Origin of the sequence: Streptomyces sp. NBC_01525 (assembly GCF_045040405.1) — a bacterium.
GTDB lineage: Bacteria > Actinomycetota > Actinomycetes > Streptomycetales > Streptomycetaceae > Streptomyces > Streptomyces benahoarensis.
This window is the reverse complement of the sequence record NZ_CP109397.1, coordinates 2,283,795-2,304,240: the sequence shown is the minus strand read 5'-3', so window position 1 is coordinate 2,304,240 and position 20,446 is coordinate 2,283,795. Positions and strand designations below refer to the sequence as shown.

Annotated in this window: 15 protein-coding genes; 11 read left to right on the top strand and 4 right to left on the bottom strand. The window is 73.2% G+C overall.

The genetic code is table 11. The annotated features are described in order from the left end of the window. The first annotated feature begins 273 nt into the window (after nucleotides 1–273). The 4 genes from OG422_RS10200 to OG422_RS10185 all read left to right on the top strand — a co-directional run bounded on the left by OG422_RS10200 (nucleotide 274) and on the right by OG422_RS10185 (nucleotide 7,667). Nucleotides 274–2,976: an alpha/beta fold hydrolase gene (locus OG422_RS10200; protein WP_405742121.1), complete on the top strand. Its 2,703-nt coding sequence runs from the start codon at nucleotides 274–276 to the stop codon at nucleotides 2,974–2,976. Further along, nucleotides 2,973–3,860, top strand: coding sequence for an ABC transporter permease (locus OG422_RS10195; RefSeq protein ID WP_143945373.1), 888 nt, complete (start codon nucleotides 2,973–2,975; stop codon nucleotides 3,858–3,860). The genes OG422_RS10200 and OG422_RS10195 overlap by 4 nt, the downstream gene beginning before the upstream one ends. Nucleotides 3,861–4,187: 327 nt before the next feature. Continuing rightward, nucleotides 4,188–6,302, top strand: a complete 2,115-nt coding sequence (locus OG422_RS10190) for an FUSC family protein (protein ID WP_405742119.1) — start codon at nucleotides 4,188–4,190, stop codon at nucleotides 6,300–6,302. 282 nt (nucleotides 6,303–6,584) lie between these two features. Further along, complete coding sequence (locus OG422_RS10185; RefSeq protein ID WP_143943783.1) at nucleotides 6,585–7,667, top strand: rod shape-determining protein; 1,083 nt, start codon at nucleotides 6,585–6,587, stop codon at nucleotides 7,665–7,667. A 51-nt stretch (nucleotides 7,668–7,718) separates the two neighbouring features. Here OG422_RS10185 and OG422_RS10180 read toward each other — a convergent pair whose 3' ends face one another. After that, on the bottom strand, nucleotides 7,719–7,976 hold the full coding sequence (locus tag OG422_RS10180) for a hypothetical protein (protein WP_405742117.1): 258 nt from the start codon (nucleotides 7,974–7,976) through the stop codon (nucleotides 7,719–7,721). 386 nt (nucleotides 7,977–8,362) lie between these two features. Here OG422_RS10180 and OG422_RS10175 point away from each other — a divergent pair, with 386 nt between their 5' ends. The 6 genes from OG422_RS10175 (at nucleotide 8,363) to OG422_RS10150 (ending at nucleotide 13,473) form a co-directional block, all read left to right on the top strand. Beyond that, a complete protein-coding gene (locus OG422_RS10175; protein ID WP_405742115.1) occupies nucleotides 8,363–8,779 on the top strand; it encodes a hypothetical protein in 417 nt (138 codons plus the stop codon). A 213-nt stretch (nucleotides 8,780–8,992) separates the two neighbouring features. After that, nucleotides 8,993–10,612, top strand: a complete 1,620-nt coding sequence (locus tag OG422_RS10170; RefSeq protein ID WP_405747720.1) for a sensor histidine kinase — start codon at nucleotides 8,993–8,995, stop codon at nucleotides 10,610–10,612. After that, nucleotides 10,609–11,016, top strand: coding sequence for a roadblock/LC7 domain-containing protein (locus OG422_RS10165; protein ID WP_143941382.1), 408 nt, complete (start codon nucleotides 10,609–10,611; stop codon nucleotides 11,014–11,016). The genes OG422_RS10170 and OG422_RS10165 overlap by 4 nt, the downstream gene beginning before the upstream one ends. Nucleotides 11,017–11,080: 64 nt before the next feature. Then, nucleotides 11,081–11,443: a DUF742 domain-containing protein gene (locus OG422_RS10160; protein WP_143941381.1), complete on the top strand. Its 363-nt coding sequence runs from the start codon at nucleotides 11,081–11,083 to the stop codon at nucleotides 11,441–11,443. Then, nucleotides 11,424–12,047: an ATP/GTP-binding protein gene (locus tag OG422_RS10155; protein ID WP_143941380.1), complete on the top strand. Its 624-nt coding sequence runs from the start codon at nucleotides 11,424–11,426 to the stop codon at nucleotides 12,045–12,047. Before OG422_RS10160 ends, OG422_RS10155 begins: the two co-directional genes overlap by 20 nt. A gap of 25 nt (nucleotides 12,048–12,072) precedes the next feature. Continuing rightward, nucleotides 12,073–13,473: a cytochrome P450 gene (locus OG422_RS10150; protein ID WP_405742112.1), complete on the top strand. Its 1,401-nt coding sequence runs from the start codon at nucleotides 12,073–12,075 to the stop codon at nucleotides 13,471–13,473. Between the two features lie 130 nt (nucleotides 13,474–13,603). On the opposite strand, the gene OG422_RS10145 is transcribed toward OG422_RS10150, so the two are convergent. Continuing rightward, nucleotides 13,604–14,749, bottom strand: coding sequence for a terpene synthase family protein (locus tag OG422_RS10145; protein WP_405742110.1), 1,146 nt, complete (start codon nucleotides 14,747–14,749; stop codon nucleotides 13,604–13,606). Nucleotide 14,750: 1 nt separating this feature from the next. Beyond that, nucleotides 14,751–15,662: an SAM-dependent methyltransferase gene (locus OG422_RS10140; RefSeq protein WP_405742108.1), complete on the bottom strand. Its 912-nt coding sequence runs from the start codon at nucleotides 15,660–15,662 to the stop codon at nucleotides 14,751–14,753. A gap of 469 nt (nucleotides 15,663–16,131) precedes the next feature. Between OG422_RS10140 and OG422_RS10135 the strand changes: the two genes are divergently transcribed. Further along, the gene (locus OG422_RS10135) at nucleotides 16,132–18,330 is read left to right on the top strand and encodes a tetratricopeptide repeat protein (RefSeq protein ID WP_405742106.1); all 2,199 of its coding nucleotides are present in this window, start codon (nucleotides 16,132–16,134) and stop codon (nucleotides 18,328–18,330) included. Nucleotides 18,331–18,367: 37 nt separating this feature from the next. Here the strand turns inward: OG422_RS10135 and OG422_RS10130 are convergent, their stop codons facing one another. Next, entirely contained in the window at nucleotides 18,368–20,233 is a 1,866-nt protein-coding gene (locus OG422_RS10130; protein WP_405742104.1) for a hypothetical protein, read from the bottom strand. Between the last annotated feature and the right edge of the window lie 213 nt (nucleotides 20,234–20,446).

Genomic DNA, 20,446 nt, shown 5'->3' with positions numbered 1-20,446 from the left:
AGGGGAGGAGAAGCCCGGGCGGCGCGGCGCGGGCCAGGGCGCCCGGCCGTCGTGCGGGTGGGAACGGCCGCCCCTCGGCCCGTCCGCACGGAGTCCCTTCACCGTAGGGGTGGAGGCCCGGGCTCCGGCACGGAACGCCGGTTCGCCCAAGGGCTCGTGGCGGCTCGTCGGTGGCGGCACCCACGGCGGCCCCGCGCCACCGGGCCGGGCCCCGGCGCCGCCTCCCGGCCACTCGCCGGGAACCCCGTAAGGGCCACTCCCTAGGATCCCCCTATGGATCTGCGACTGCGCGGACGGCGGCTGTACGCGGCCGTCGGTGTTCTGGCCCTGCTCATGGGCGGCGGCGTGTGGGCGGGCGCCACTTCGGACGCCGCACCCGTCGTGCACCGCGAGGACCGGGCGCTGGCGGTGCCCGAGAAGCCCGGCGGCACGAAGACCGTACGGATCGACACCTCCTACTTCACCGCGGGGAGTTCCACCGCGCGCCGCCCCGCCGTGCTGCTCGCGCACGGCTTCGGCGGCAGCAAGAACGAGGTCCGTCCGCAGGCGGAGCGGCTGGCCCGGGACGGGTACGCCGTCCTCACCTGGTCGGCGCGCGGCTTCGGCGACTCCACCGGCCACATCGGGCTCAACGACCCGGACCGCGAGGTCGCCGACGTCAGCCGCCTCGTCGACTGGCTGGCGAATCGTCCCGAGGTACGGCTCGACAAGGCCGGGGATCCGCGCGTCGGGATCGCCGGCGCCTCGTACGGCGGCGCCGTCGCGCTGCTCGCCGCCGGGCACGACCCGCGGATCGACGCCCTCGCCCCGCAGATCACCTACTGGAACCTCGCCGACGCGCTCTTCCCCCACGGCGTGTTCAAGAAGCTGTGGTCCGGGATCTTCTTCACCACCGGCTCGGCGGGCGATCCCACCGCGGCGCCCGGGCGCGTCCCCGCGTCGTCCGGCGGCTGCGGCCGGTTCGCCGCGGACCTGTGCGCGATGTACGAACGGGTCGCGGTGGCCGGGAAACCGGACGCGGCGGCCCGCGCCCTCCTGGAGAAGCGCAGCCCGTCCGCCGTCGGCGACCGGGTCGAGGCGCCGACCCTGATCATGCAGGGGCAGACCGACTCGCTCTTCACACTGGATCAAGCCGATGCGATGGAACGGGCCCTGCGCCGCAACGGCGCCCCCGTCTCCGTCGACTGGATCGCCGGTGGCCACGACGGCGGTGACCGCGAGACGGCCCGGCTCACCGACCGCACCCGCGCCTGGTTCGACCGCTACCTCAAGGGAGACAAGGGCGCCGACACCGGGCCCGCGTTCCGGGTCAGCCGCAGCGGAGGGGTGGACTCCACCAACGGCTCCCTGCAACTGCGCGGCGCGAGCGGCCCGGCCTACCCCGGCCTGGCCCACGACCCGCTCCGCATCCAGCTCACCGGCCCCGAACAGCGCTTCACCAGCCCGCCCGGCGCGAGCCCGCCCGCGATCTCCGCGGTCCCCGGCGTCGGCGCGCTCGGCACCCTTTCCACCCTGGGCACCGGCGGCCTCGCGGTCGACTTCCCGGGCCAGTACGCCCGCTTCGACTCGGCGCCGCTCACCGCGCCCGTCCACCTCACCGGCGCGCCACGCACCACCGTGACCGTACGGTCCACCTCCCGCGACGCGGTCCTCTTCGCCAAGCTCTACGACGTCGCCCCGGACGGCACCAAGCAGGTGCTGCCCGCCCAGCTCGTCACGCCGTACCGCATCTCCGGCGCCGACCGGGGCGTCCGCGTCGAACTGCGGCTGCCCGCCGTCGACCACGACTTCGCCGCCGGGCACCGGATGCGCCTGGTCCTCGCCGCGACCGACCTCGGCTACGCCTCACCCGCCGAGCCCGCCACCTACACCGTGGCGGCGGCCGGGGGCGGCGCCCTGACCGTCCCCACCGACGCGCGGGTCCGCGCCGCCGCGCCCCCGCTGCCCGCCTGGACGTGGCTGCTGCCGTCGGCCGCCGCCGTCCTCGCCGCCGCCCTGCTGCTCACCGCCCGCCGCCGCGCCACCGCCCCGGCCCCCGATCCGTCCCTCGCCGCCGTGCCGCTGGTGATCGACGGGCTGAGCAAGAAGTACGCCGGGGCGAGCGACCGGTACGCGGTGCGGGACCTGTCGTTCCGCGTCGAGACCGGGCAGGTCCTGGGGCTGCTCGGGCCCAACGGCGCCGGGAAGACCACCACCCTGCGGATGCTGATGGGCCTGATCCGGCCGGACGAGGGCGAGATCCGGGTCTTCGGGCACGCCATCCGGCCGGGCGCCCCGGTGCTCTCCCGGGTGGGCGCGTTCGTCGAAGGTGCAGGGTTCCTGCCCCATCTGTCGGGCCGCGCCAACCTCGACCTGTACTGGCGCGCCACCGGGCGGCCCGCCGCCGACGCGCACGCCGAGGAGGCCCTGGCGATCGCCGGGCTCGGCACCGCCCTGGACCGCGCGGTGCGCACCTACTCCCAGGGCATGCGGCAGCGCCTCGCCCTCGCCCAGGCCATGCTGGGCCTGCCCGACCTGCTGATTCTCGACGAACCGACCAACGGCCTCGACCCGCCCCAGATCCGCGAGATGCGCGAGGTGATGATCCGTTACGCGGCCGCCGGGCGCACCGTCATCGTCTCCAGCCATCTGCTGTCCGAGGTCGAACAGAGCTGTACGCATCTGGTCGTCATGGACCGCGGACGCCTGGTCAGGTCCGGGCCGGTCGCGGAGATCACCGGCGCCCAGGACAGCGTCCTCGTCGGCGTCGCGGACCCCGGAGCGCTCACCGAGGCGGTGGTGGAGAAGGTCCGCGCGCTGCCCGGTGTGCTCGCGGCGGTCCGCGCCGACGACGGTCTGCTGGTCCGCCTCGACGATGCCGCGGCCACCCCGCGCCTGCTCGCCGGACTCCTGCGGCTGGACCTGCCGGTGTACCGCGTCGGGCCGCACCGCCGCCTGGAGGACGCGTTCCTCACCCTGATCGGAGGCGACCGATGACCGCCACCACCCCGGATCCGCACCCCGCGCCCCCGGCGACGGCCGCCGCCCCCGGCTACCGTGCCCGCCGCACCCTCCCGTTGCGCGTCGAGGCGCTGCGGCAGCTGCGGCGGCGCCGCACCCTGGTGATCGGCGCCGGTCTGGCGCTGCTGCCGTTCGTACTGGTCGTGGCCTTCGCCATCGGCGGCACCCCGGGGCGGCGGGCGAGCGGCCGGGTCACCCTGATGGAGACCGCGACGGCATCCGGCGGCAACTTCACCGCCACCGTGCTCTTCGTCTCGGCGGGCTTTCTGCTGGTCGTGCCGGTGGCGCTGTTCTGCGGTGACACGGTGGCGTCCGAGGCGAGCTGGTCGTCGCTGCGCTATCTGCTCGCGGCGCCGGTGCCGCGCGCCCGGCTGCTGCTGAGCAAGCTCACCGTGGGCCTGCTCTTCAGCGCCGCCGCGATGGCGCTGCTGCCCCTGGTCGCCCTGGGGGTGGGCACCGCCGCGTACGGCTGGGGCCCGCTCACCCTGCCCACCGGCGGCGCGCTGCCGTCGGATGAGGCGGTGGGGCGGCTGGCGGTCGTGGTGGTGTACCTCTTCGTCAGCCAGCTGGTCACGGCGGCGCTGGCGTTCTGGCTGTCGACGGCCACCGACGCGCCCCTGGGGGCGGTCGGCGGCGCGGTCGGCCTGACCATCATCGGCAACGTCCTCGACCAGGTCACCGCCCTCGGCGGCTGGCGCGATGTGCTGCCCGCCCACTGGCAGTTCGCCTGGGCCGACGCGCTGCAGCCCAAGGTGGAGTGGTCCGGCATGCTCCAGGGCGCCTCCGTCTCGGTCGCGTACGCGCTGGTCCTCGTCGCCCTGGCGTTCCGCGGCTTCGCCCGTAAGGACGTGGTGTCCTGAGGGGCGCTCCGGGGGCGGTCCGGCCGTTCCGGGGCGGCGCCTGACCGCTCATGGGGCTGCCCCGGGCGCTCTCGGCCGGGGGCGCGTCGGGTGGGCCCACGCGCCGGGTGCGCACGCCTGCCCGCGGACCGCACCGCACGGCGCGCGACGGAACGGAACGCGCCCCCGGCCGCGCCCTGCCCGCGCCTCGGGCGCGAGCCCCGGCCACGCCCCGGCCTCGTGCCCGCCCGCGCCCCACCGGCACCGCTCCCGTACGCCCCCGGCGCCACGCGAGACGCCGGTACCAGCCGCCCCGAACCGCGACATTGTGCCCCGTATTCTCTCGGTATGACCTGGTCGCGCGCGCTGAAGAAGACCGCCCGCTCCGGGCTGACCATCGAGCGGGCCGAGCTCACCCCCCTCATCGCGGTGCGCGGCACCGTCGGCGTCGCCCTCGTCATCGGACTCTGCCTGTGGCGCGGCACTCCGACGCTCGCCGTCTCCTCCGCCTTCGGCGCCTTCGCCGCGGGCACCGTCACCTTCCAACGGAGCTGGCGCCCGCGCCCCGTCCTCGCGCTCGCCGTCGCCGGGGGCCTCGCCCTCTCCACCTTCCTCGGCTACCTCGCCGCCTCCCACCTCCTCGCCTTCCTCCTCCTGCTCGCCGGATGGACCTTCCTCGCCGGGCTGGCCTGGGCGATCGGACCGATCTCCGGCATCGTCGGCACCCAGACCGTCTCGATCATGCTGGTCACCGTCACCCTGCCGACCTCCGTGCTCGGCGCCCTCGAACACGCCGCCCTGATCGCCTTCGGCGGCCTCATCCAGGCCACGCTGATCATCGTCTTCCCGGTGCGTCCCTGGGGCATCCAGCGCGACGCCCTCGCGGACGCCCTCGCCGCCGAGGCCGACTACGCCCGGCGGCTGCGCCACGACCCCGTCGCCCCGTTCGACCCGCAGCCCCTGATGGACGCCCGGCTCGCCTCCGCGGTGACGCCACGCCAGGCCAAGCGGCGCCCCGTCCAGCTCCACGGCCCCCGCGGCATCGCCGAACAGATCCGGCCGGTCCTCGCCTCCCTCGCCGACCCCGTGGTCGGCGCGCCCCTGGAAGGGCCCGAACGCGACCGCACCCGCGATCTGCTGGGCGCCGCCGCCACCGTCCTGGACGCCGTCGCCCACGCCATCCGCCACGACCGCCCCGTACGGCTGCCCCCGGAGGCGATGGCCGCCCTGGAGGTCCCGCCGTCCGGACCGGTGCTCCAGGGAGCCGCCCGCCGCTCCGCGTACCGCCTGATCGCCCTCCTCGCCGACGCCGTCGAGAGCACCGACGAGCCCGTGGAGTCCACCCGCCCCACCACCGAGGAGGAACGCAGCCATCTGCTGCGCCCCAGCGTGCCCCGGCTGATCCCGGGCGCGCTGCGCTCCCTCCACCGCGAACTGCGCTGGTCCTCCCGCATCCTGCGGCACGCCGTACGGGTCAGTACGGTCGCCGCGGTCGGCTACCTCCTGGGCACCGCGCTGCCGTTCGGCCACGGCTACTGGGTGCCGCTCGCCTCCGTCATGGTGATGCGCCCCGACTTCGGCCAGACCTACGCCCGCGGCGTCGCCCGGTTCTGCGGCACTCTCGTGGGCGTCACCGTCGCCGGCGCCCTGATGGCGCTCTTCCACCCCGGCGCCCATGTCGCCGCGGCGCTCGCCCTCTGCTGCGTCCTGCTGATGTACCTGCTCATGCACACCGGCGTCTCGGTCACCTCCGCCTGCGTCGCCGCGTACGTCGTCTTCCTCCTCGGCATCGCGGGCGCCGGCTGGGAGCAGACCGTCCTGGAGCGCCTCGTCCTCACCCTCGTAGGCGGCCTCCTCGCCATGGCCGCCTACGCCCTCTTCCCGGCCTGGGAGACGCCCCGGCTCCGCCGCCGCCTCGCCGAATGGCTGGAGGCCAACGGCCGTTACGCGCTCGCCGTCTTCGAACTGCACGCCCGCCCCGCCGAACGCCGCCCCCGCCAGGTCCGCGACGCGCTGCTGGACTCCCGCGCCGCCCGCGCCGCCTGGGAGGAGAGCGAGGAGCGCGCCGAGAAGGAGCCGGTACGCCACCGGGGGCTGTCGCGGTCCTCGGCCGCGGCGGCGACCACCGCGCTCGCCACCATGGGCCGGGTCGCGATGATCCTGGAGGCCCACCTCCCCAAGAAGGACGCCGAACCGTCGGTCGGCGCCACCGCGTTCGCCTACGAGCTGCGCGAATCCCTGGAGCGCGCCACCCAGGCCGTGGTGGACCGCGAGGAGCTGGACTGGAGCGAACTGCGCGCCGTGTGGGAGCGCTGGGACGCGGAGGACGAGAGCCAGGGCGTCGCCCTGCGCGGCGCCGACCTCCTCCTCGACGCCCTCGACGACCTGGCCCACGCCCTCTCCCGCGGCCCCGGCGGCCGCAACCGCGCCGTCCGGGGCAGACTGGGCAGCAGCAGTCGGTGACCGGCGGACCCGGGGCGGCTCCCCCCGGTGCGCTCCCGGAATCGGCCCGCCCCCGGGAGCGGTACGGAAACCGCCCCTCCCCGGGTGCGGACCCGTCCGGAACCCCCTCGGCGGTCCGCCCGTTTCCCCACCGCAGGAACCAATCCGCGACCCCAGTACTCTTGATAAATGCCCGTAATTGACGCCATTGGTACTCCCTTGGTGCCGCCTGGGCCGCGATGTCCGAGGACCCCGCTCAGCCGGGGCCTGTCATCCAGTTGAGAAAGAGCGAACGAACTCCCCATGGCGCCCAGCACCTCGTCCGGTACGTACGACATAGGCATCGACCTCGGCACCGCCAACACCCTGGTCCACGCGCGCGGCAAGGGGGTCGTGCTCAACGAACCGTCCGTCGTCGCCGTCAACGCCGCGGGTGACGTCATCGCCGTCGGCGCCGAGGCCAAGCGCACCATCGGCCGCACCCCGTCCGGCATCACCGCCCTACGGCCCCTCCGCGAGGGCGTCATCGCCGACTTCCACGCCGCCGAACAGATGCTGCGCGCCCTGATGAAGAAGGCGCTGCCCACCCGCCGCTTCTCCAAGCCGCGGGTGGTCATCTGCGTCCCGTCCGGGATCACCGGCGTCGAGCGGCGCGCCGTCATCGACTCCGCACGCGGCGCGGGCGCCCGCGAGGTGCACCTCATCGAGGAGCCCATGGCCGCTGCGATCGGCGCCGGACTGCCGGTCGCCGAGCCGGTCGGCTGCATGGTCGTCGATATCGGCGGCGGCACCACCGAGGTCGCGGTCCTCTCCCTGGGCGGCCTTGTCGCCGCCCAGTCCGTACGCGTTGCCGGTGACGCCCTGGATGCCGCGATCATCGCCTACGTCAAGAAGAAGCACGCGCTGGCCATCGGGGAGCGCACCGCCGAGGACATCAAGATCGCGATCGGTTCGGCGGCCTGGAGCCCGGTCGCCGAGGACGAGGACGGCACCCCGGAGCGCCCCACCACGTACACCGTCCGCGGCCGCGACCACGTCGGCGGACTGCCGCGCGTCCAGGAGGTCACCGAGGAGGAGATCCGCCAGGCGCTCGCCGAGCCGGTCGACGCGATCGTCCGCGCGGTCCACCGCACCCTGGACGAGTGCCCGCCGGAGCTGTCCGGGGACATCGTCGAACGCGGCATCGCGCTGACCGGCGGCGGCGCCCTGCTGCGCGGCCTCGACCAGCGGCTGCGCCAGGAGCTGGGGGTGCCGGTGACCGTCGCCGACCAGCCGCTGGACTGCGTCGTCAACGGCACCGCCAAGTGCGTCGACGAATTCGCCACGCTGAAGGGCCTGCTGGCCGACGCCAAGGAGCCGCCCCGGCGAGCGGTGCGCCGCCTGTAGCGCGTTGTGGTGCGAAAGGCCCCGGGCGTCAGACGGAGGCGCCCGGGGCGCTCAGCGGGCCGCCCGCCGGTCGATCAGCGCTTCGAGGCCGTCGAGGATCCGCTCCAGCCCGAATTCCCGTGCCTGGTGCGCGCCGCCGGTGGCGCCGGACGCGAGGGCTGAGGCCAGCGCCGGGAAGCGGTCCGAGCGGCCGACGAGCAGTTCGTTCAGCGCGGCGCTCAGGACCTCCTCCGGCGCCGACGCCCGCTCGGAGGCCGTCGCCCATGGCGGCCCGACCTGGGCGAGGCCCCGCACAGGACCGGTCGGCAACACCACCGCGTCGAGCTGGTCGCCCCCGGTCAGGCCGGTGTCCGCCGACGCGGAGACGGCGCGCTCCGTCCAGCCCCCGGGCCGTGTCGCCCCGCCGCCACCGCATACCTCTTCGGTGACTCCCTCGCCTCTCTCACGGAGACCCCGGACGGCGTGCGCGTCACCTTCGAACGCGCCCCGCCACGTCGACCTCGTCGTCGAAACCGGGTACGCGGGCAAGGCGTTCTGCGTCTTCGCCGGGCCCCGCCTGCCTCACGACCGACGCGGCCCCCGGGCCGCAGATACGGCTTATCGCCGCGGCGTACGAAGGGTGTAAAGGGTGCGCCGCCGATGGGCTGGCCACCCTGCCGGACGCCACCGGGATCCACGTCGACGCCATCAGCCGCGTGGACGTGCCCACCTGGTCCACCGGCCGCACCGCCCTGCCCGGCGAGGCTGCCCACGGCGCCCCCCTCGGCGGCATGGGGGCCGGCGCCGCTCTCGTGGGGGCCTGCAGCCTCGCAGGTGAACTCTCCGCCGCCCGAGGTGACCACCGTCTCGTCTTCGCCCGCTACGAACGGCGGATGCGGCCCTACGCCACCCGGTGTCAGGAGGGCGGACGCCAGGTCGGAGAGTTCCTGGCACCCCGCACCCAGCAGGCGATCGACGCCCGCCACGCTCTGTTGAACGCACCAGAGGCATGTGCCGCGATGCTCGATGAGAGGTGGGAGGTATCCGAGGGGATCGCACTGCCGGACCACTCCCGCCGGACTGCCGAAAGCCTGTCCGATGACACGACTCACCCCGTATGGGAAGTGAATTGACGGAGTGTCGAATACGAAGGGGAAGTTCGATTTCCGCTTGTTCGGGGCGTAGTGACCTGGCGTCAGCCTGCGATCAAACCCGGTTATGCTACTTCCGGTCCGCCGCCCCCCTGGAAGTGTTGCACGGTAACCACCGTGTCGGCGCTGTCCGTTGTGTCGCGGATTCAGTAAGTCGTCCCGATCTTTCAATGTTTGAGGGTTTTGAGGGTGCAGATGGTTCGAGAAGGATCGTCGCCCGGGGGGTCACGTCCCGTCTCGGTTCTTGCGTGGGCCGTGCCCGCCGCGGTGACGGCCGTTGCCGGAGTCATCGCCGCGGTGACCGTCCCCTCCCAGGCGAGTACACCGGTCGCCTGGGTCGGGGTGATCGCCACCGTGGCGGTCGCACTGGTCACGGCCGAGCTGGCTCGACGGGCCAAGGTGATCGCCGGGCTGCGGCAGCGCGACCGGGAGTACCGCACGGCCATGTCCCGCCAGGAGTCGGAGACCATCCGCCTGGCCAAGGACCTGCTGCCCGAGATGGTCAACCGGCTCAGCCGCGGTGAATTCCCCGAAGACGTCTTCAACGCCATGGGGGAGCGGCTCGCCAAGCACGCCAAGGAGGCGGAGCTCACCCCCGAGTTCCACGGCGCCCACCAGGCCGTGCTGCGGTCCGTCATGGAAGCCGTCGTCGCGGAGGAAGACCTCCGTGACGCCGCCCAGCGCGCGTTCGTGAACATCGCCCGGCGCGTCCAGGCGATCGTCCACCAGCAGGCCCAGGAACTCCGCGAGATGGAGGACCGCCACGGCCACGTCCCCGAGGTCTTCGGCGACCTGCTCCAGCTGGACCACGGCACCGCCCTGATCGGACGCCTCGCCGACTCCATCGCCGTGCTCGGTGGCGCCCGCCCCGGCCGCCAGTGGAGCCGCGCGGTTCCGCTGTACAGCGTGCTCCGTGGCGCCATGTCCCGGATCCTCGACTACCAGCGCGTCGAACTGCACTCGGTCTCCGAGGTCGCCGTTGTCGGCCCGGCGGTCGAACCGCTCATCCACGCCCTCGCCGAGCTGCTGGACAACGCCACCCGCTACTCCCCGCCCCAGACCCGGGTGCACCTGACCGCCGTTGAGGTGCAGTCCGGCATCGCCGTGGAGATCGAGGACGGCGGCGTCAGCATGAGTGAGGAGGCGCGCAAGCGCGCCGAGCGGATGCTGGAGCAGGCCCAGAAGGGCATCGACGTCAACGACCTCGGCGAGACCCCGCGCCTCGGCCTCGCCGTCGTCGGCCGCCTCGCGCAGGTCTACAACTTCCAGGTGTCGCTGCGTACCTCCGCCTACGGCGGTGTCCGTGCCGTGCTGATCGTCCCGCAGGACCTGATCACCACCGCCCCCGCCACCGGCCGGGCCCACGGCATCGGCGCCTCCTCGGGCCCGCTGACCGCCCGCACGGAGCGTCCCGCCGGGATCTCCCGCCCCGCTCCCGCCCCTGCTCCCGCGGCGATGGCGCCCGCCACCCCCGCGCCGGTCAACGGCGGGTACCCGGGCGACACCATGGACGACATCCCCGTGGTGACGGAGCGGACCGCCACCGGACTTCCGCAGCGACGGCGCAAGGCCCGGCCGACCGCCCCCATGGCCCCGCCGGCCGCCCCCGCCCCCACCCCGGCGCCGGCCCCCGCTGTTCCCGCCCCCGCCCCCGCCCCGGCCAAAGCATCACCAGTGCAGCCCGGTATGTGGCTGGCGGCGTTCCAGAGCGGCCTGTCCGGCGAGAGCCAGACACCCGCGCCCACCGGTGCCTCCGGTGAGGCCGGTGCAGCCCGTGAGAGTGACGAGTCGTCGGAAAAGAGTGAGCAGCCATGATTCAGCACCGGCCCAACTTGGACTGGATGCTCAAGGACCTCGCGGAGAGCGTGCCGCAGACCCGTCACGTCATCGTGCTGTCATCGGACGGCCTGCGGATGGCCCAGCACGGCACCGACACCGACACCGCGGACCGGCTGGCGGCCGCCTGCGCGGGGCTGCAGAGCCTGGCCGGTGCGGTTTCCTCGGAGTTCCCGCGCAGCGACGGCCGGATGCGTATGGTCGTGATCGAACTGGATGGTGGGTTCTTCTACCTGATGGCAGCAGGCGCCGGGGCCTACCTCGCGGTGCTGGCCGATGAAGACGTGGACGCCGGCTTGATCGGTGCGCGGATGCGGGACCTCGTGGCCCGCATCGGCGAGCACCTGAGCAGCCCACCGCGCCACAACGGACAGGTCGTATGAGCGAGGTCGTCGAACGTGTTGAGGACATGCGGCGTCCCCGCCGAGGGGGAAGAGGGGCTCCGGAGTGAGCGATGCGGACGAGGGCTGGGAGGACGAGAACCCGGAGAGGCTTTATGTGATCACCGGCGGGCGCAGCGGATCCTCCGGAAAGTCGGCCTCCCTCGACCTGGTCACGCTGATCGTGTCCAAGAACGCCCCCAAACCGGGCATGCAGCCCGAGCACGCCACGATCATGCGGCTGTGCCACTCCCCACTGTCCGTGGCGGAGCTCTCCGCCTACCTGCGCCTGCCGGTCAGCGTGCTCACCGTCCTGCTCGGTGACCTGCTGACGGACAGTCGCGTCGTCGCACGGGCACCCGTACCCCCCGCTCAACTTCCCGACCGTGCCCTTATTGAGGCGGTGATCCATGGACTTCAAAAGCTCTGAGACGCTTGTCGAGCACCCTGCCGAGGGCCCACGGACCGAGGACGAACTGCCGGATACCGCGGCGGCAGCGGTCAAGGTCGTGATCGTCGGCGGGTTCGGTGTCGGCAAGACCACGCTCGTCGGTTCCGTCAGCGAGATCCGTCCGCTGACGACCGAGGAGACGATGACCCAGGCAGGTGTCGGCGTCGACGACACCATCGGTGTGGAACGCAAGACCTCCACCACCGTGGCCATGGACTTCGGCCGGATCAGTCTCAACGACGAACTCGTCCTCTATCTCTTCGGAACCCCCGGACAGCAGCGCTTCTGGTTCCTGTGGAACGGCCTGTTCGACGGTGCCCTCGGCGCCGTCGTGCTGATCGACACCCGTCGGCTGGAGGTCAGCTTCGACGTCATCGGGCGGCTGGAGGAGCGCGGCGTCCCCTTCGTCGTCGCCGTCAACTCCTTCCCGGACGCACCGCCGCACCCGGTCGAGGAGGTCCGCGCCGCCCTCGACCTGCCGGCCAACGTGCCGATAGTCGATTGCGACGCCCGGCTGCGCCCGTCAAGCCGCGACGTACTGATGACGTTGATGCGGTATCTGCATTCCCTCGCCGTGGCGTGAGCCGACGAGGAGCCAAGGAGCCACTGTGAGCACTTCCCCCACTCCGCCCCCGGGCTGCCCGGCCCACGGCGTCGGCCCGGAGGGGCTGCGTCGGCTGTACGGCCCGGAGGCCGAGGCCGACCCGATGGGGCTGTACGAGAAGCTGCGCGCCGAACACGGCCAGGTCGCGCCGGTGCTGCTGCACGGCGACCTCCCGGCGTGGTTGGTGCTGGGACACCGCGAGAACCTGGACGTGGCCCGCACCCCGTCCCGCTTCTCGCGTGACTCGCGCCGCTGGCGGGACATGCGGGAGGGCCGCGTCGGCCCGGAGCATCCGCTCACCCCGCTCACCGCCTGGCAGCCGGTGTGCAACTTCGCCGACGGCGCCGACCACGAGCGGCTGCGGGCCGCGGTCACCGACTCCATCAACCGCTTCGACCGGCGCGGCATCCGCCGCTACGTCACCCGCTTCGCCAACCAGCTGATCGACGAGTTCGCCGGTGCCGGCCAGGCCGATCTGGTCAGCCGGTTCGCCGAGCATCTGCCGATGCTGGTCATGACGCAGCTGCTGGGCATGTCCGAGTCGTACGGCCCCCGGCTGGTCGAGGCCGCCCGCGACATGATCAAGGGCACCGAAACCGCCGTCGCCAGCAACGAGTTCGTCATGCAGACGCTGCTGCAGCTCGTGGAGCGCAAACGCGCTACCCCCGGCCACGACTTCACCACCTGGCTGCTGGAGCACCGCTCCGCCCTCACCGACGACGAAGCCGCACAGCATCTGCGTGTCGTGCTGATCGCCGCGTTCGAGACGACCGCCAACCTCATCGCCAACACGGTGCGGATGGTCCTCACCGACCGCCGGTTCCGCGCCAGCCTCTCGGGCGGTCACATGACCCTGCCGGACGCGCTGGAGCAGGTGCTCTGGGATGAGCCGCCGTTCACCACCATCCTCGGACGGTGGGCCACCGGCGACACGGAGCTGGGCGGTCAGCGCATCAAGGAGGGCGACATGCTGATCCTGGGCCTGGCGGCGGGCAACGTCGATCCGGAGATCCGCCCCGACCTCACGGAGCCGGTGCACGGCAACCGCTCACACCTCGCTTTCAGCGGCGGCCCGCACGAATGCCCCGGTCAGGATGTGGGCCGGGCCATCGCCGACACCGGCATCGACACCCTGCTCGCCCGGCTGCCCGATCTGCAGCTGGCGGTGGCCGATCCCGAGCTCCCGTACCGCTCATCGCTGATGTCGCGTCATTTGGTCGAGCTCCCGGTGACGTTCACGCCGAAGCCGAGCATGCCGACGCAGGCCAGCTCCGAGCTGCCCACGCCGCATCGTTCGGAGCCACTGCCCGAGGCGGCCGGACCGCTGCCGCCAGTCGCGGTGCCCGCGACGGCGGCGAAGCGCCGCGCCAGCACTTGGTGGGGGCGCTGGTTCAGCGGCCACTGAGTTGTACGGTCCTGGGGCCGCGGACGTATGGAATGCGTCGCGGGCCGGGGAGTTGAAGGGGAGCGGCGGTGCGTACGTGCCGCCGTTCCCGCGGTTGGTGGGGTGTCCCGGTGGGGGCGGGACACCACGCTCAGGGAGCGTCGGGGGACGTCAGCTGGTCCCACCACCAGGCGATCGCCGGGAGTGCCGGTGCGTCCGTCGAGGGGTCGCTGGGCGTGTCCCGGTAGGTGATGCCGAACGACGAGCCCGGTACGGGCAACGGGTTGCGGTTGCGGGGACTGGCGAAGCGCGGGGCGCTGTTCTGCCAGGCGATGCAGCCGGCGATGTAGTGGCCGAGCGCCACCAGATAGCGTCGCAGTTCCGGGTCGCCCTGGGCGGCGAGCTGTTCGCTGAGCCGGATGAACAGCGTCATCGTCCGGTCGCGCAGACCGACGGCCTCGGCCAGTGCCTCCTTCGGGGTGCAGCCCCGTTCATGGGCGATGACATTGATGAGGTTCTGTTCGGGCAGCTCCAGGTGGTCTTCCTTGGCGTAGGAGAACAGGTCGTTGTCCGTGGAGACGATGAAGCCCGCGGCGTCGGTGACGGCCTGCACCGCCGGTGAGCAGAGAACATCGGGCGGCAGGTCGATGCCGTTGGCGACCTCGCACCAGGTGAGCGAGAATCGTGTGCCGTTGATCGAAACGGTCATGCCGGCAAAGTCGTTGAGGGTCGGCATGATGCGGCGTTCGACGTTGGTCATCTGCCAGGCAGAGGCGAACAGCCAGTCCCGCATGGCGTCGATGAACCGTCGCAATTGCCAGGGGCTGAGCATGTCCCGGGTCCGGGTCACCAGATCGTGCAGGGCGTCGGCCACCGGACCGGGCCTCGCCATCGACGATCCCGGGTACTCCAGGGCGCGGATCAGCCGGACACTGGTGTCGACGATCTTGGCGGTGGCGGTGGCGTCGCTGCCGGAGTCGAGCCAGTCGTCGATCGTGTAGGCCCAGTAGTTCCACAGCACGAACATGAACAGGGGTTCCGGCTGGCCGCACGGAATGATCCGGCAGCTGAACTTCGCGCTGTGGGTGGCCAGTCCCCAGGCGCGTTCGGTGGCATCGGGGTAGAGGCCGTAGTCGTCGAGCCAGTCCAGGGCGCGCTGTTCCAGTTCCGCGTGGCGCGGGTGGATGCCACCGGTGAGCGTGATCGGGCAGTAGAACGGCGGGAGTTGCCAGCCGATGGGGGACGGGCGGGACCGGTCGCCGCCCGGGGTGGTGCGGAGGTCGGAGGTGACACTCATGTCAGTTGCCTCCCAGGCGGAAGAGCAGCAGCCGGGTCTCGACCGCGTGGTCGCGCCAGATGCGGAACAGCTTGCCGTGGGTGCGCTCCGACTCCAGCAGCCGGTCGCGGGCGATGGGCGAGGGTACGCCCGTACGGTCCATCGCCTCCATCTCCGCGGTGCTCCAGGCCATCGACTGCATCCAGAACTCCGCGACGCGGTCGGTGATGTCCTCGTCCTGCTCCAGCTCCAGACCGGCCGCGCGGGCGGCGTTGATGTACTCGGTGAGGGTGCCCAGGCGGGTCTTGTAATAGGCGTCGATGAAATCGGTCCACTCCGGGCGGCACAGGAAGTGTTCCTGGATGCCGAACCAGCCGCCGGGCTTGAGGGCCTTGGCCACGACGGAGAACAGCCGCTCGCGGTCCATGTAGCCGGAGCTCTCGATGGCCACGGCGCCGTCGTAGCGGTTTTCGTCGGTCAGGTCGTGGATGTCGCCGAGGACCGGCGTGATCCGGTCGGCGACGTCGGCCTGACGGGCGAGGTCGGCGATGACCGGTATGTGTTCGCCGGTGACGGTGATGCCGGTAACCTGCGCGCCGTACTTCTGCGCCCAGTAGATCGAACCGCCGCCGACGCCGCAGCCGATGTCGAGGAGATGGCCGGGCGGGTTGCGCGGTACGTCCCAGAGTTCGGCGGCGTGGTCGAGTACGGCCTCCTGCGATTCGACGATGCGGCGCCGGAGGACTCGCTGCGCGACCGTGGTGTTGGGCCGCGCTCCTTCGTCAAATATCCCCATATGAAAGTGGACACGCGGTCCAGGCCCGTATTTGTGCAGGATGTCGGTGGTCTTGCGGGTGTAGTAGAGGGGGACTTGCTTCTCGTCGAACCCGGACTGGCCGGGGACCGCCGCGTCGATGACGAGGTTGTTGTCCATGTTTCAACTCCGATGGGCAGACAGTCCGGGGCGCCGGTAGCATCCGGCGCCCCGGTTGGGGGGTGGGCCGGAACCAGACAGTCCGGGCTCCCACGATCTGCCCGAGAGTGATCGTTCGCAATCCGGATACGGACTCCACGTGATCAGAGTCATATGCAAACAAGCCAAAAGTAAACATTTATGGGCGTGGGGAATGCCGTCAACGCGTCGTTCGTCTATTCGATACAGCGTCAAAGTGCGTGCAGGGAAAGGAAGTGGACGATGTGTCAGCCGGTAGAGGTGTGAGCGGTGCGACGCCTGGGATGAGGTCTCGGCCGGAGGGAGTTCCCGGTCCGCGTCCCTCCCGGCAGGATGTGCGGGAGGAGCACGGCGTCCGGCGGTTCCGCCACTACGGTTGACCGCGGGCGGAGAACGGATCGGCACGGCCGCCCGGCAGCGGTACGGGGCGGCCTACAGGGGGAGTGACGGCATGCTGGATCCCACGTCGATGGGGGCGGTTTCGTCCCTGCTGTCCACCATGGCGATGTCCATGGCGACAGAAGCGGGCAAACGTGGCTGGGAATCGCTCGGTGCGCTCGCCCGCCGGATGGCGGGACGCGAGGTGCCCGCGCCGGTCGGCGCCGACGCGCGCGGTGAGTTGGCCGCGGTGCTGGCCGACGGCGCCGCGCGCGACCCCGAGTACGCCCGCGCCCTCGGCGTCCTCTTCCGCACCGCCCCCGCCCGCGCGAGCGCGACGGCCGTCCCGCGCCAGCTCCCCACCACCGCACGCTTCTTCACCGACCGCCGCCAGCCCCTCAAACAGCTCGACAAGGAAGCCGGACGCAAGGCCGACGGCCTGCCCCGCGTCGCCGTCGTGTACGGGCCCGGCGGCATCGGCACCAGCGCCGTGCCCGTCCACTGGGGAAGCCGCAACGCGCACCGCTTCCCGGACGGCCAGCTCTACCTCGACCTGCGCGGCGGCGCCGCCGGAGGTCTCGACGCCCCCGCGGCGCTCCGCCACTTCCTGCGCAAACTGGGCGTCGCCGACGCGGACGTACCGCCCGCGGCCGAGGACCGCATCGACCTCTACCGCACCCTCGTCGCGGACCGCAGGCTGCTCGTCGTCCTCGACCACGCCCGGTCCGCCGCGCAGGTCGGCCCCCTGCTGACCAGCGCCCCCGGCGTCTTCACCATCGTTGTCGCGCGCCGCCCCCTGACCGGACTCGACGCCGTGCCCGTCCCGGTCGGGCCGCTCTCCGCCAAGGACGCGCGGACCCTCCTCGGCAACCTCACCGGACTGCGGTGGCGCGGCGACGACGAGGCCGTGCTCCAGGATGTCCTCGACCGGTGTGGCGGCTCCCCCTACGCCCTGCGGACCGCCGCCACCTCCCTGGCCCTGCCGCAGGACCCCGCGCCGGACGGCGCGGACGGGGCCACTCCGCCGGTCCGGGAGCCCGCCGCGGCCGACCCCGACCCGGTGCGCGCCGCCGCCGACGACGCCTACCGCGCGCTCCCCGCGGACGCCGCCCGGCTCCACCGGCTGCTGGCGCTGCGCCCCTGGCCCGCCATCGGCCCCGCACAGGCGGCGGTCACCGCGGAGATCACCGAGACCGAGGCCGAACGCCTCCTGGGCGAGCTGGTCGCGCGCGGGCTCCTGGAGACGCGGGACGGCGTGCGCCACCACCAGCGCCCTCTCGTCCGGCAGCACGCGGAAGCGCTCGCCGCACAGGAGGACCGGCCCGCGGGCTGTTCCACCGCCGTCGCCCGCGTGGTGACGTGGGCGCTGCGCCTGGCGGTGCCCGCCGACCGTGCCGCCCTGCCGCAACGCTGGCACCTCGGCCCGCTCTACGACCTGCTGCCGCAGGGCCCGTACGCCGACGACCGGGCGGCGCTGGCGGCCCTGGACCGCGAACTCCCGACGCTGGTGGCGGCCGTGCTGGCGGGGGAGGAGTACGGCGATCACCACAGCGTCTGGCAGCTGTGCGAGGCCCTGTGGGCGGTGCAGCTCAAGGCCGGGCGTCACGAGGAGGTCCTGCCGGCGCTGCGGGCGGGCGTCCGCGCAGCGGGCGCCCTGGCGCCCGAGGGCGACACGTCCGCGGCGGCCGAGGTGTCCGGTGCGCAGGTCCGGGTGCGGGCCCGGATGCACACCCAGCTCGCACTGGCCCTGACGGAGCTGGGCGCCGAGCACTTCGCCGAGGCCGAGGAGGAGCTGCGGCAGGCCGCCCGGGCGTCGCAGCTGGCCGGTCACCGCCTCGGGCAGGCCACCGCGGTGGAGACCCTGGGCCTGCTGAGGCTGCGGCAGTGGCGGTACGCCGAGGCGCTGGACCTCTTCGAGGAGGCCGACGCCGTCCTCGTCACCCTCCCGGAGGGCGGCGAGGGCAGCGGCAGCGTCCCCCGCGCCCGCGCTCTTCTGCGCCGCCACCGGGGCCGGGCGCTGCGAGGCCTGGGCCGCTGCGACGAAGCCACGCGATGGCTGGAGCAGGCCCTGGAGTTCTTCCGCGTCGAGGACGCGTACAACACCGCCCGCACCCTCACCGACCTCGCGGAGACACGCAACGAGGCCGGGCACCCGCGGGAGGCGCTGGCCCACTTCGAGGAGGCCGCCGGGCTGCTGGACGAGGGCGGTGCGGAGTTCCATCTGATACGCCTGCGGGAGCTGCGCGAGGCCGTCGAGCGGGACGCGGAGTAGGGGCGGCGGTACGGGTCGGGCGGCCGCTCCGCCGCGGTCACCAGGCGGTCCCGGTGCCGTCCTCCGCAGGGTCGGCCGGGGTGACCGTCACCCGGTGGCGGGCGCGGGCGGTCCGTACCGTCAGCCCGTTCGCGATCAGGCTCCGCGGCGCCGTGCCCGCGGACAGGCAGGCGAACAGCGCCGAGGCGTGTGCGGCGGGGTCGGCCGCCGAGGCGTCGGCGGTGAGGGTGAGCGTGACGCCGGTACGGGTGCGGACGGTGCAGGTGCCGGGAGCGCTGACGTAGACGGCGAGGGCGCACTGCGGGCGGCGGGCCAGCACCTCGGCGCACCACGCCGCGGGCGGGCCCAGACGCGGATCGTCGGCCGGGCTGTGGCGGAAGATTACGTCCGCCGCCGCCACCGCCTCCCGGTCCGCGGTGTCCTCGTGTGCCGCCGTGTGCGCCCGGACGGGTTCGCCGTCGCCCGGACGGCCACCACGGGAGGTGCCCGCCGGGCCCTCTGGCAGCTCCTCGGGCTCCTCCGGTTCGTACGTCGGCTCCGCGTAGCGGCGCAGCTCCACTTCGTGCGGGTCGAGGAGGCGGGTCAGGACGCGGAGGGAGGTGGTGTGCCGCGGGGGCGTGTGGTCGGGCAGTGGCAGCGGGTCGAGGAGGGCGGGGGCGTCGGGCTCGGGGAGGCCGATGAGGTCGTAGAAGAGGGTGCGCAGGAGGGCGGCGGATTTTCCGGGGACGGAGGTGGTGAGTTCGGCCGGTCCGCGGTGCGGGCGGTGGTCGCTGATCGCGGATTCCAGCTGCGGGCGCAGGGGCCGGAGCGGGTCGAGTCGGGGCGCGGTGCGGACGAATTCCGCGACGGGCGAGGCGGGGTCGAGGCCGTCGAGCGGCGCGGCTCCGAGGAGGACGGGGGTGCCGAGCGCGGCGGCGTAGTAGGTGACCGAGCCGTGGTCGCCGATGACGAGGTCGGCGGCGAGGAGGGCCTGCCGCCAGTCGGCCAGCGGATCGAGGAGCGCCAGGCCACCGCGGCGCGCACGCTCCAGCCAGGCCCGTACCTGGCCCGGGCCGTGGCCGTGCCAGATGTTGGGGTGGAGGACGGCGGTGAGGCGGTAGTCGTCGGCGGGGAGTTCGCCGGTCAGCCGGGGGAGGAGGGAAGGCAGCAGGTCGTCGCCGCCGTCACCGAAGAGCGAGGCCGGGTTCCAGGTCGAGTTGAGGACGACGAGCCGTTGCCCGGCCCGGAGCCCGAGGGCCCGGCGGAAGCGGTCGCGGTAGGGGCGGGCGTCCAGCATCCGGTCGAAGCAGGGGTCTCCGGCGAGGACGGCGGTGTGCGCGGCGGGCGGGCACGCGGCCCGCAGCCGCGCGAGCTGTTCGGGATGCGAGAGCACCATGGCGTCCGCGATCGGCTCCCCGTCGACGAGCAGCCACGCATCCGACATCCCGAATACCGGGTCCGGCGTCCGGCGTCCGGCGTCCGGCGTCCGGCGTCCGGCGTCCGGCGTCCGGCGTCCGGCGTCCGGCGTCCGGCGTCCGGCGTCCGGCGTCGCCAGCGTTTTATTGTACCCAACACCGTGCGACAAAACGGCCAACCTGCCGCAAACCTCATGGAGTTGGCCGCCGAAGCTGGCGGAGACGGCGAGGTCCACCCGCGTCCGCAGGGCCTGCGCCCACGGCAGTACGGGCACCCCGACCTCGGCCAGCAGCTCCGGCACCCCGGCCTGGAAGGGGGACGAACCGGTGCAGGTGGCCAGCAGCTGGACGCGCCAGTCGCGGAGCAGCGGCAGGACATCGAGCAGCCGGGTCGCGGAGGTCACGTTGTGCACCACGAGCAACACCCGCCGCACCGACCCCCGGGTGTCCCACCGGCCCGCCTCGGCGCCCACGGGTACCCGTATCCATGCCCCGGCCCCTTCGCCCACGGGTCCCCCTCTGTTGCTTCGACTGCCACTGACGTCCCGCCCGCAGGGGGTATCGGCTCGCGCCGTCCGGCCGGGCCCGTCCGCCGTGATCGACAACGGGCGGCCGGGACGGCGCAAGTGGCCATGATCTCATCGCCCGTCACCCTGTGGGGTGTGGCGGAGTGATAGCTGCGGATGCGTGCGTTCCGGGTGCCGGCAGCCGGAGAGGCAGGG